This window comes from Daejeonella sp., assembly GCF_044232565.1.
Lineage (GTDB): Bacteria > Bacteroidota > Bacteroidia > Sphingobacteriales > Sphingobacteriaceae > Daejeonella.
In genome coordinates, this window is record NZ_JBIILQ010000057.1 from 1 (window position 1) to 12,799 (window position 12,799).

A 12,799-nucleotide genomic window follows, 5' to 3' on the forward strand; every position below is an offset into this window, starting at 1 on the left:
GGGTATTCCTGAGAGTTTAATACGTTATTCTGTTGGAATTGAATCGGTAGATGACCTTCTTCAGGATCTTGAAGATGGATTAAAGAAAATTTAGAACTATTAATAGTTTAATTTAAGCTGGATAAGACAATCACTATCGCGATTCATCTTATCCGGTTTTTAATTGAAATGCTTCATTGTTATTCTGTTAATGAGGCATTTGCTAATACCTCCTTTCTGAATTTCATACTCACAGATAATATCACAAAACTTATCATTGCTGCAAAGTAGCACCAAACAGATATTACATAATATTCATAAAATATTCGTGTGAACAGGTAGGTGAATAGTATGATCACACCAATCAGGCTTATTCTTTTAATACTTGAAACAAAGGGTGAAAAACCGGTTGCAAGTATATAAAATACTCCACCATACCAATTGTTCGCCGCGGGGAAATCCATTTCATACCTTATATGCGATCCAGAAACAGATGATTCTGCCGGATAAACTAACAAGCCATATCCCATAAACAGGGCTTGTATAAGGCCCAAAGCCAAAAAATACGAAAGTGCCTTCTTACGCATTGATTCTTTCTCGAGAAACAAAAGGGCCATAGGAATCAAAATTGGCCATATTACCTGGGCAAATATTAGAAATCCATAAGTTGAAGGCTTTACCCATTCAAGATAGTTGGGCTTAGAAATGGTAAGCCATAAAACTCCTTCAAATATCTGTTGAATTGAAAGCAGGAGAGGAATTGAAGCTAAAAATTTTTGCTCCTTGCTTTCGGAATTCTTAAAGGATATAAGACCAATCCCTAATAATATAGCACTGGCACCAAAACTTGCTGTTGCAGAGAAGCACATAATAAAAATCTAGGTAAAAGCTCCATAATCACTGTATTGGGGCATTCTTTATGTATACTATTTAATTATTAAGATTAAGAAAACAGCTGATTTTTTTTTATGAGCTAAATCATAGATTTCTTTGCTTTTGATCATTTTAATTAGCCTCAATTTGTGATATCGTTGTATTATGAAAGAGATAAATATAAAACACATTAGCAATTTGCACAGTGATGCACTCAGAGGCCTTGAATTTTATGAGCAAGAATTGGCGATTATGCAAAAGCGACTTGAAGAAATTGCTGGAGATAATACTGGGACTGAGGTATCGGTAGATATTGAGCATTTTCAGAATCAGTTTTTGATTCAAAATAATAATATTGATGAGCTCAAACATAAGATCAAACAAAATTTAAAGATTATTGAAAGTCAAATAATGACTTCTGCTGGCTTTGTTGATCAAGATGCTATGAGTCTTAACGCCGATCTTTATGATCAGTATTTAACAGAAGAGAAGATAGTTAATGATATCAGGCATGAATTTAATCGCTTTGCTTCTAAATGGATGTAGCTTAATCGCTAAGCTGCCAATGAGTTTTATTTTTGCATAGGTACCAATAGATTTAAATTCCATAGTTTAGCATGATTTTAATGCTTTTAACTTGAGATTTATAAAATATCTGCTTGTTGTTGTTTTGCTACTCCCTATTGTTTCTAGGGCGCAATCATGTGCAGGTAATTTTGGAGATCCTGTTGTAAATATTACGTTTGGAAGTGGTTTTTTCCCCGGACCAATATCATCTACTAATTATAATTACTCCACAGCAAGCTGTCCTTTAGATGGCAGTTATACCATAACAAGGAGCACGAATGCTTGTTTTAGTGGTAATTGGCATACTATTTTGGAAGATCATACTCCAAATGATGCCGATGGTTTCATGATGCTTGTGAATGCCTCCAATGCTCCTGGCGAGTTTTATAAGCAAACTATTTCTGATTTGTGCCCGGGAACAACCTATGAATTTTCAGCCTATGTGGTCAATGTTTTAAAAGCTACCTCTTCCGGAATAAAACCCAACCTAACTTTTATTATTGAGTCGCTTAGTGGTGTCGTTCTCGGAAATTATTCTACGGGGAATATTGCAGAGTCTACAAGCCCTGAATGGAAAAAACATGCTATGGTTTTTACTACTCCAGTCGGAATTTCTACCGTTGTTCTCAAAATAATTAATAATGCTCCGGGGGGCAATGGTAATGATCTTGCATTGGACGATATTACGTTTAGGGCCTGCGGACCAACAATAAAGCCAAAATTAAATGGGAGCTTAAGTTCCTTTTCTGTTTGTGATGGTATTAGTCAGACGATTGTTTTAGATGCCGATTTAGGCCCCGGCTATATTAATCCCGCTTTCATTTGGCAAAAAAATATTGAAAATTCAGGTTGGGTTGATATTCCTGGCGCCAATTCAAAAGCAAGCTCGATTCTTATTAATCCATCGGTATCAATCTCTCAACAATATCGCCTCGCAAGCGCCGAATCCTTTAATATTAGTTCTCCTGGATGTCGAATCCTTTCTGATGTAATAACCTTGAACTATTTTGATAAACCAATAGTTGATGCAGGGCCGGATAAAGAAACGGTACAAGATAAACCAGTAGTATTAACTGCTTCTGCAACAGGCAGAATGCTCAGCTATAAATGGACACCCACAACTTATTTAGATAACCCTTTTGTATTAAATCCAATAGCTACACCTGATCAAGATATTACCTATACTTTGGAGGCTACCGATGCTTGTAATAACGTGGTTTCTGAGCAAGTTTCTATTAAAGTGCTCATTAATATTAGTATTCCTAATGCTTTTTCTCCCAATGGGGATGGTGTAAACGATCTTTGGAATGTTGCTGGTTTGTTGTCCTACCCTGAGGCTGATGTTTTGATTTTTAATAGATATGGATCCATTATCTATCGAAGTAAGGGTTACCAAGATCCTTGGGATGGGAAATATGCGGGTTCGATGCTTCCTAAGGGGTCTTATTATTACTCAATCAATCTGAATAACGGGACAAGTATTTATTCTGGTTCTGTTCTTATTCTTGATTGATAAAATCGCTTTTACGTCGATTTGTTCTTTTCTTCCTATAAAACGCCTATTTTTTTTCTTGCCTTAATTAATTTCTCCATTTCAACCGCTAAAAAAACTATACTGGATGCGGCAAGGCTTATTAAAAGTTCTACTAAATTTAAAGGCTTTGTTTTAAAAATCTCATTAAAAAAGGGTGTATAAATAATCATCATTTGGAGCATTACTGTTAATGATATCGCAAATAGCATCGCTTTGTTTGAAAAGAAAATACCATTATTGAAAAGAGATTTATTGGATCTGATGGCCATTACATGCCCTAGCTGACTAAAACATAAAACAGAAAAAGCCATTGTTTGAGCATTGAGACTGCCTTTATTTATGGCCCAGGCTTGTATTGCGAGTGTAACAAGCCCCATTAGGAGACCCACCCATAATATATGCCATCCTAACTTATCTCCAAAAATACTCTTATCTGGTTTTCGCGGTGAACGCTTCATGATATTGGCTTCTGCCGGTTCATTGGCTAGTGCCAAACCCGGGAGCCCGTCGGTTACCAAATTTATCCATAGAATATGAATGGCTAATAGGGGTATTGGCAGACCTAAAACCGGCGCTAATGTGATGGCCCAAATTTCGCCCGAATTGCCTGTTAAGATATATTTTATGAATTTTAAAATATTGTCAAAAATCATTCGTCCGTGCCGAATTGCTTTTACAACGCTCGAAAAATTATCGTCTAACAGAATCATGTGCGCTGCTTCTTTAGATACTGCCGTCCCATTTATGCCCATAGCAATCCCTATGTCTGCATTTTTTAGTGCTGGAGCATCATTTACCCCATCGCCAGTCATGGCTACAAAATGCCCCTTGATTTGAAGGGCATTCACTATTTTGAGTTTCTGTTCTGGATCAACGCGGGCATAAACCCTTATTTTTTCTACTACTTCATTAAACTGATTCTCATTTAAATCTGCTAATTCTTTACCACTAATTACCAAGTCATCCGATTTATCGATAATGCCGATATTCCTTGCAATTGCAGTAGCCGTTAACTTATGATCCCCTGTAATCATAACAGGAACTATTCCTGCTTCTTTACATTGTCTTATCGCTTCTTTTACATCTGCACGTGGCGGATCTATTATTGCAGCAAATCCAATTAGGCTGAGTGACGATTCAATCTCTTCAACAGTGATATCTTGTGGCAGCTTATCTAATACTTTGTACGCATAGCCCAAAACTCTGTATCCTGTTTCCGACATGTGATTTACCTCTCGCTCAAATTCAATTATTTTTTCACCGTTTTTGATGTTAGGTGTTTGAATAAGCATCTCAACTGCACCCTTTGTAATTACTAGAATGCCTGCACTGGTTTTGTGCAAAGTGCTCATGCATTTTCTCTTGTTATCGAATGGTAATTCTGCAACTCTTGGATAAGGTATTTCTATTTCTTTTTTATTGTAATCATGAATTTTGGCGTATTTTACGAGCGCTAGTTCAGTAGATTCACCTTGCCATTCTCCTTTTTTATTTTGGCTAACATCGCTATTTAAAGCCATAGCATTTAGCAGTGCATTTCTAGAAATTCCAGGTAATTCGACTGATTTATTGAGCTCATAAATTTTTTCTACAGTCATTTTATTGAGCGTCAGGGTCCCAGTTTTATCCGTACATATAAACCCTACCGAACCCAAGGTCTCAACAGCGGGCAGCTTACGAATGAGGACATGCTGATTGACCAGTTTTTTAGCTCCCATAGCCAAAGAGATGGTTACAAGTGCTGGTAGAGCCTCCGGTATGGCTGCCACTGCTAAAGATATTGCAATGAGAAGTATATCCATTATAGGCTCACCTCTAAGCCAACCTAAAAAGAAAATTAATGTGCAAATAATAAGAATAATGAGCGACAAACTTTTGCCAAACTTAGCGAGTCTCTTTTGGAGTGGGGTATCTTTCTCAGCTCTTTGGATCAATTTTGCAATGCGCCCAAGTTCAGTATTCATGCCAGTTGCTACAACATAGGCAATCCCTCTTCCGCTAGTTACAAAAGTGCCTTTATAGCCCATATTTAGTCGTTCAGCGATGGCTAACTTGCTGTTTTGAAGTACTAGATTGTCTTTTTCAATATTTTCAGATTCACCAGTTAATGCAGATTCATCAACCTTAAGGCTATGTGTTCTGATAAAACGAATATCAGCAGGTATAATATCACCTGATTTTAGATTTATTACATCGCCTACCACTAAGTGGCTGGAGTTGATTTTTATGTTTTGTTTGTTCCTTATAACTTCCGTATAGCTTTTTGCCATACTTTTTAAGGCATCTAAGGCTTTTTCTGCCCGGTATTCTTGAATAAAACCTACCAGGCCATTCACGAAAATAATCGACAAAATAATAATTGTATCAGTTAAGTCTGACGCAAATCCAGATATAATCGCAGCAATAACTAAAATGATAATCATGAAATCACTAATTTGATTCCAAATTATTTTGAAAATGCGGAACTTGTTGGTATCGTCTATTAATTCATTTTTTCCATATTTTGAAAGGCGTAAATCAGCCTCTGAGCTTGTTAATCCTTCTTCTTCTTCGCTATTCAATTGCTTAGCGAGCTCTGAAATAGAATAGGTATGCCAATTCATGCAATGGAATTACAATTTGTAGCTATTTGAAATCTTTGTCAATTTTTGATAGAATATTCTTTAGAAGGGCTAAGATGCTTTTTTTCGGCATGATTCATATTTTCTATGCCTTCAAGTAGTGCATCTGGAGTAAAAGAGATACTATCTATACCCTCATCAATTAGAAATTTAGCAAATTCGGGAATGTCACTTGGCGCTTGTCCGCAGAGGCCAACTTTAATGCCACTTTGCTTGGCAGCTTTGATTGTTCGCCTTATCAGTTCTTTTACAGCAGCGTTCTCTTCATTAAAAAGGTGGCTCACCAGACTTGAGTCGCGATCAATTCCCAAGGTGAGTTGTGTCAAATCATTGGATCCTATGGAGAAGCCATCGAAAAGTTGTGCAAACTCATTGGCCATAAGCACATTGCTTGGTATTTCGATCATTACATATACTTTTAGCCCATTTTCTCCTTTTTTTAGCCCATTTTTTGCCATTTCAGCCAGTACTTTTTCGCCTTCTTCAATAGTTCTACAAAAAGGAATCATCAACTTGATATTTTTTAAGCCCATTTCATCGCGAACCTTCTTCATTGCTCGGCATTCTAGTGCAAAAGCCTCTTTGTAGAAGTCGCTATAATACCTTGAGGCTCCGCGTAAGCCTATCATGGGGTTTTCTTCTCGAGGTTCAAAATAAGATCCCCCCATTAAATTGACATACTCATTGCTTTTAAAATCACTAAACCTTACTATAACCTCTTTGGGGTAAAAGGCTGCCGCAACCGTTGAAACCGCTTCAGCGAGTTGGTTTACAAAATAGTCTTTGCCGTCTTCATAAATGCCTATGACATTTTTTATTTCCCTTTTGTGTTCTTCATCAGTCACTTTTTCGGGTTCGCAAAATGCTAAAGGGTGTATTTTTATGCTATTTGAAATGGTGAATTCAAGTCTCATTAGGCCAACACCATTATTTGGGTATAAGCTGAGTTCAAATGCTCGATCTGGATCAGAAAGTATCAATAAGGCAGGGGTTTTGGGAAGTTTAACTTTGCTGAAATCTTGCTCCTCCACCGTCCATTTTAATAAACCCTCATAAATGCTGCCTGATTTCCCATCTGCACAAGAAACTGTTATTTCATCGCCAGTTTGAATTACTTTGGTGGCATTTCCAGAACCTACAATAGCAAGTGTACCTAGCTCGCGGGCAACAATGGCCGCGTGACTAGTTCTTCCTCCCTTATTAGTGATGATTGCCGCTGCCTTTTTTAAGATGGGATCCCAATCTGGATTGGTAATATCCGTGACCAAAATCTCCCCATCTTTTAATTGTTTACCCTCATTTGGGTTATTAAGTATCCGAGCTCTTCCTGATCTTATTTTATCACCTAAGGCGATTCCTGTGGCTAATAACTTCGATTTCTCGGCAAGCCAGTAGATTTCATGAACCTGTTTTTTAGGTTTTGCATGGACTGTTTCAGGCCTGGCTTGAACAATGTATAACTTATTGTTGAACCCATCCTTAGCCCACTCAATATCCATCGCTTTCCCATAATGATCTTCAATAGCGAGGCACCATTTTGCAAGCTGAATAACTTCCGAATTGTTTAAACAAAATTCTTTTTGCCTTGCTTCGGGGGTTTCTAAATTTAATATCGTATTCTCCGTAGTCTTAAGTTCAGATTTCTCCGCATAAACCATGGTGAACTCTTTTTTACCACAAACGCTTTTTAAGATGGGTTTGTATTGATCCTGATTGAGTGTTGGTTTAAAAACAACCCACTCATCAGGAATTGCCCTCCCTTGCACAATATTTTCACCAAGGCCCCAAATTCCATTGATAATAATTGTATTCTTAAAACCTGTGTCGGGATCGATGGTAAATACTACTCCAGACGAGGCTTTATCACTACGAACCATTTGCTGAACCCCCACCGAAATGGCGATATCCTTCTCCATAAAGCCCATGTCATGGCGGTATTTGATTGCCCTATCAGTAAATAAGGATACATAACATAGTTTTATAGCTTCAAGTAATTGCTCTTCACCATTTATATTTAGATAGGATTCCATTCGTCCCGCAAAACTTGCCGTTGGAAGGTCTTCGGCAGTTGCACTACTTCTTACAGCAACATCTAGTACTTCAACGCCCAAATTGCTGCACAGTTGACTATAGGCTTGCTTTATTTGTTGTGCTACTACATCAGGAATTACTGAATTTAATATTAGTTTTCTTGCTTGCTCACCTATGCTAGTCAAATTGCCGAAATCTTGCCTGTCGAGGCTTAGTAAGAGGTCTTTAATCGATTGTTCTATTCCATTCTCCTTTCTGAAAAGGCGATAGGCATCGGCACTTAGTGCAAAGCCATCTGGGATATTTATGCCCTTAGGATTTAATTCGTTGAACATTTCTCCTATCGATGAATTCTTTCCCCCAACACGGGGAATATCATCGATTCGAATATTGCTGAAAGGTATCGTATACTGAGGCGTTTGCATTTATTTTATATTTAATTCACATCTATAATTTGGAACTTTTTGTTTAATTGAATGGAGATTTTCTTGGATTTGGATTAAAACTTTATAATTTAACTCTTTTTACACCCTCCAGGTTCTTATATTGAAACAAGGAATTAATAGTATTGTTTCAATATTCCGCTCCTACTTTTATTTTTTTTAGGGAAAATTAGAACTGTTTTGAGTGAAAATCAGAAATAAATCCGTGGTCTTTACTTAGAATTTTGATCGATCAAATAGGTTTTTTTTTATTTTATTTGGATAAAAACCCATTTTTTAACTGGTTATTATTCGTTTTTAACTATTACTTAATTGTAATTGAAAAAATAATTCAAAAGCATTTGTCAATACACCTAAATAAATTAGATTTGTTCAACCTTAAAAAAAACAACAATGGATAAATTTTCAAAAATGAAAGAATTGTTTGCTTCAGTTGAAGTAGACGCTAGCAAATTTTACAATTCAGGTAACAGTGCAGCAGGAACAAGAGTTCGTAAAGGCATGCAAGATTTGAAAAATTTGGCTCAGGAAATCAGAAATGAAGTAACTGAGAAGAAGAACAGTGCAAAGTAATTTTGTACATTTTTCAAATAATTAAAAAGGCTGGTTTAACCGGCCTTTTTAATTATTATTTTTTTGTTCTTAGCTCAAAAATCTACTCCAGCAATCAGTTTCTCTGACTCTAAAATAGGCTTCTACCTTTTTTCATCCTTTGGGAAAATCTTGTAAATCAATAATTCGTACAATTATTTTAGATTTGCAATATATATTATGAAAGATTTCAAGAATTATTATCTCATACAGGCTAGTCCCGAGGAAGTTTACCTCGCTTTAACTAACCCACTTACTATATCACTCTGGACTGGTGCTGAGGCAGTTATGAGTACCGAGCCTGGCTCTGAATTTTCGCTGTGGGATGATAGCATCGTTGGAAAGAACATCGAATTTATTGAAAATAAGAAGATCGTTCAACAATGGTATTTTGGCGATCAGCCTGAAGAATCAATTGTGACTTTTGTTTTGCATCCCGATAAAAGTGGTACCTCACTAGAGCTTCGTCATACTAATATTCCTGATTCTGATCTTCAAGATATGATTGATGGCTGGAATTTGAACTACTTTGGTTCACTTCAGGATTTTTATGACGAGTAAATTGCCTCGATTATTTCGCAATTAATTCATAATTTATTGCTTCTGTCTTCTGGATTTCAGCTTTTTTAACCTTTATTTCCCACAATAAATAAGCTAGAACTAGTACATATTCAATTCCAATAAGCCAGTAGTTTTCGCTGTAGGGCATAACTTTATAGGTGAAATAGCTTAAAGGAATAAGTGCCGACCACAATAGCACAAAACGATACCTAAGGAAAATGCTAAGGGCTAACAGTGGAGCCAGATACCAGGGATGCACTACTGCTCCAAAAAGCAGGTAAATACAAAGCACCCAAAATAAGCCTGAAATTAGATCTTTTTCGGTTAGATAAACGTAGAGCATTGCCGCAAGACTTAAAAAAATCAGTAGTTTACTGATAATTGCGATGGGATTATAGGCCATTATCCACCATCCAATACTTCTGAAAATTAAATATAATCCACCATTGAACTCAAATTTGCCATAATAAAGATTAAGGCTTTCGCCGATGTGCTGCATGCGTTGCGGCTCACTTAATAAGTCGATGCTCATTAGAAGTAGGACAATTAATACTATTATTGCCCATAAAACAGTTTTTTTCAAAGCAATTTGCCTCAATAAAAGCGGAATGGCCAGTAAGGGTAAAATTTTTGCCTGTATAGCGAGTGCTAATGCAGCCGCTGAAGCACTAAGTTTTTGGTTAAATAAAAGCAAAATACTTAGCAGCGTGAATGAAATCATGAAAGCCTCAAAGTGAATATTTCCCGTTAACTCAATTATTACTAAAGGGTTAAGTGCATAAATGAGTAGGAGTGAGGGGTCTTTTTTTCGGAGAATGAGCAATCTATGTAAAAGATAAATTGTTCCTAATTCCGATAGGAAAATCATCGCTTTAAGCGTAATGATGTTTAAATACAGATTATCTTGTCCGATGAATGCTGCAATTCTAAAAAGTATCTGACAAAATTGAGGATAAACACTGAAATAATCGGGGGAGTTGAGTAAAGGGAAAAGTTGATTTAAAAAGAGGTCGTTGCTGTGGGTTAAAAGTTCTCGGGGACTATAATCAAAGGGGTTAAAGCCCAGTTCTTGTATGCGTCCATCCCAAACAAATCGATAAAAATCATCAGAAAGTGCTGGGGTAGAAAAGATTAAGCAAAATCGAAAAAGTATTCCTGCGGCCAATAAAACTTTGAAATTAAAGAGGTTTTTATTGTTAAGGAGCAGAAAATAGATAATAAAAAGTGTAGAGTACAGACTAATAAGAAGGCTAAAGTTTGATCTTTCAGTGAAATAGCCAGTTAAAATATATCCCAAAAGGGAGGCAAAGAGCATTAAATAAAAGGTTAATTTAGCCATTAATAAAATTTAGCTTATTTTGTAATCTATGCAAAAATGCACATTTACAGACCAAATGGGAAGATCTATTTCCTTAGATTTTCCTCCTAAAAGGATAATTTCTTTGGTTCCATCTCAAACCGAGCTGCTTTTCGATTTAGGATTGGATGAGGAGATTGTAGGGATCACCAAATTTTGCATTCACCCAAAAGATAAATATAAGTCGAAGGTTAAGGTTGGCGGCACTAAAAAGCTCAATATGGAGATGATTAGGAGCCTAAAGCCAGATTTAATCATAGCTAATAAAGAAGAAAACGAGCAGGCGCAAATGGAGGAGCTTATGCTCGAATTTCCTGTATGGATGAGTGATATTACCCTTCTTGAGGATGCGCTTGAGATGATTGAGCAGATTGGATCGCTTACTGGCACCTCTGAAAAAGCCCTCCAAATAGCATCAAGCATTGAAAAAAACTTTTCGGGTTTAAAGCTAAAAGACTCATTGCAAAAAAAGGTAGCCTATTTTATCTGGAAAGATCCTTATATGTTGGCAGCTAAAAATACGTTTATCGATCAGATTTTAGCAAGGGCAGGTTTTGCTAATGTTAGTTTAATGAATCGTTATCCTATTGTAGAATTACTGGATTTAAAAGCACTCAAGCCAGACCTTATTTTCCTTTCCTCAGAGCCTTATCCATTTAAAGATGAGCATGTTTCGGAAATGAAGAATATTTTCCCTGATGCAGATGTGTTCATTGTGGATGGAGAGCTGTTTTCATGGTATGGGAGTAGGTTGCGGTATACTGCGGATTATCTGTTGCGGCTTTTGGAAAAAATTAATTGTCATCCCTAAATAATAAGAAGATTAGATTTTGTAATTATGTAGAAATTCCTTATTTTTGCAGACCGAAATACATAATGTTAGCCTTTAGCAATAAAGTTTAATTTATTTCGTAAATAATCCTAATGATGCGGATGTGGCGTAATTGGTAGCCGCACCAGACTTAGGATCTGGCGCTTCACGGCGTGGGGGTTCGAGTCCCTTCATCCGCACATATTAATTCCCCGGCTACAAACCGGGGAATTTTTGTATAAACTAAAACGACATAAAACTCAGAAAATGAACATTACACAGGACAAAATAGACAATCTGAATTCTGTACTTACTGTAAAGATTAATCCTGAAGATTACAAAGAGCGTGTAGAAAAAGCTATCAAAGCGCAAGCTAAAAAAGCAAAACTTCCTGGATTCCGTCCCGGAATGGTGCCCTCGGCTCACATCAAAAAGATGTATGGTAAAAGTATTTTAGTGGATGAGGTAAATAATATCCTAAACGATACCTTAAGCAATTATATCAGCGAAAACAAGCTAGAAGTTCTTGGTCAGCCGCTACCAAAAATCGATAACTCCAAAGAGTATAACTGGGACGATAATGATAATTTTGAATTCGTTTATGAATTAGGTATTGCACCTGAGTTTAATCTTGAACTGACTTCAAAGGATAAATTAACGTATTATCAGGTAAAAGTAGATCCAGAAACGCTAGCCTCTCGTATCACTAATCTGAGAAAAAGCTATGGCAAAATGTCAAATCCTGACGTATCGGCAGATGATGATGTTCTATACTCTGATTTAAAGCAGTTAGCTTCAGATGGTTCTGTTTTTGAAGGTGGAATTACGGCAACATCTGCTATTCGCCTAGATCAGGTTGTTGATTCTAAAATCAAGAAATCGCTTATTGGTTTAAAGAAGGAAGATGTTTTAGAAATTGATATTCAAAAAGCCTTTGATGGCAATGCTACAATCATTGCTAAAGTGCTAAATATTGAGGAGGAAGATGCTCAAGACTTGAAATCTAAATTTCAATTAACGGTAAAAAATATCAACCGTTTAGAAGAAGGGGATTTAAATCAAGAATTTTTCGATAAACTTTTCGGTGCGGATGTTGTTAAATCTGAAGCGGAATTTACAGAGAAAGTGAGAGAAGAGCTTGAAAGCATGATGGTGCAAAATGCAGATCAAAAGCTTCAGGCAGATATGCTTCAATTTGGTTTAGATAAAACAAAATTAAGTCTGCCAGATGATTTCTTAAAACGTTGGTTAAAAGCAACAAATGAGAAACTAAGTGATGAGGAATTGGAAAAAGGTTATGATGATTTTGCACGTAACTTACGCTGGACATTAATTGAAAATAAAATCATCAAGGATAATAAATTGGAGATCAAATATGAGGAGGTTTTTGCAGCAGCTAAAAACCGCTTAGATTCACAGTTTAGAATGTAT

11 protein-coding genes and 1 tRNA gene are annotated in these 12,799 nt (G+C 36.4%); 8 read left to right on the top strand and 4 right to left on the bottom strand.

What is annotated here, in order from left to right:
* The first annotated feature begins 4 nt into the window (after positions 1–4).
* Positions 5–94, top strand: coding sequence for a PLP-dependent transferase (locus tag ACILQF_RS05000; protein ID WP_395626327.1), 90 nt, complete (start codon positions 5–7; stop codon positions 92–94).
* 85 nt (positions 95–179) lie between these two features.
* Here ACILQF_RS05000 and ACILQF_RS05005 read toward each other — a convergent pair whose 3' ends face one another.
* A complete protein-coding gene (locus ACILQF_RS05005; RefSeq protein ID WP_395626317.1) occupies positions 180–848 on the bottom strand; it encodes a DUF6629 family protein in 669 nt (222 codons plus the stop codon).
* 169 nt (positions 849–1,017) lie between these two features.
* Here ACILQF_RS05005 and ACILQF_RS05010 point away from each other — a divergent pair, with 169 nt between their 5' ends.
* Positions 1,018–1,398 carry a hypothetical protein gene (locus ACILQF_RS05010; RefSeq protein ID WP_395626318.1) on the top strand — a complete coding sequence of 127 codons (381 nt, stop codon included), beginning with the start codon at positions 1,018–1,020 and terminating at the stop codon, positions 1,396–1,398.
* Positions 1,399–1,489: 91 nt separating this feature from the next.
* Entirely contained in the window at positions 1,490–2,932 is a 1,443-nt protein-coding gene (locus ACILQF_RS05015) for a gliding motility-associated C-terminal domain-containing protein (protein ID WP_395626319.1), read from the top strand.
* 35 nt (positions 2,933–2,967) lie between these two features.
* On the opposite strand, the gene ACILQF_RS05020 is transcribed toward ACILQF_RS05015, so the two are convergent.
* Together ACILQF_RS05020 and ppsA are read right to left on the bottom strand one after the other, a co-directional pair.
* Positions 2,968–5,556, bottom strand: a complete 2,589-nt coding sequence (locus ACILQF_RS05020) for a calcium-translocating P-type ATPase, PMCA-type (RefSeq protein WP_395626320.1) — start codon at positions 5,554–5,556, stop codon at positions 2,968–2,970.
* A gap of 38 nt (positions 5,557–5,594) precedes the next feature.
* Positions 5,595–8,030, bottom strand: a complete 2,436-nt coding sequence (ppsA, locus tag ACILQF_RS05025) for a phosphoenolpyruvate synthase (RefSeq protein ID WP_395626321.1) — start codon at positions 8,028–8,030, stop codon at positions 5,595–5,597.
* Between the two features lie 411 nt (positions 8,031–8,441).
* Between ppsA and ACILQF_RS05030 the strand changes: the two genes are divergently transcribed.
* Entirely contained in the window at positions 8,442–8,621 is a 180-nt protein-coding gene (locus ACILQF_RS05030; RefSeq protein WP_395626322.1) for a histone H1, read from the top strand.
* Positions 8,622–8,819: 198 nt separating this feature from the next.
* Positions 8,820–9,200 (top strand): SRPBCC domain-containing protein, encoded by a 381-nt coding sequence (locus ACILQF_RS05035; protein ID WP_395626323.1) that lies wholly within the window; start codon positions 8,820–8,822, stop codon positions 9,198–9,200.
* A gap of 10 nt (positions 9,201–9,210) precedes the next feature.
* Here ACILQF_RS05035 and ACILQF_RS05040 read toward each other — a convergent pair whose 3' ends face one another.
* Complete coding sequence (locus ACILQF_RS05040; RefSeq protein ID WP_395626324.1) at positions 9,211–10,539, bottom strand: hypothetical protein; 1,329 nt, start codon at positions 10,537–10,539, stop codon at positions 9,211–9,213.
* 28 nt (positions 10,540–10,567) lie between these two features.
* Here ACILQF_RS05040 and ACILQF_RS05045 point away from each other — a divergent pair, with 28 nt between their 5' ends.
* The 3 genes from ACILQF_RS05045 to tig form a co-directional block, all read left to right on the top strand.
* Positions 10,568–11,368 (top strand): ABC transporter substrate-binding protein, encoded by an 801-nt coding sequence (locus ACILQF_RS05045; RefSeq protein ID WP_395626325.1) that lies wholly within the window; start codon positions 10,568–10,570, stop codon positions 11,366–11,368.
* A gap of 118 nt (positions 11,369–11,486) precedes the next feature.
* Positions 11,487–11,568, top strand: a tRNA-Leu gene (locus ACILQF_RS05050).
* A 67-nt stretch (positions 11,569–11,635) separates the two neighbouring features.
* Positions 11,636–12,799, top strand: a 1,164-nt coding sequence (tig, locus tag ACILQF_RS05055) for a trigger factor (protein WP_395626326.1), incomplete at its 3' end; no start/stop codon positions are given.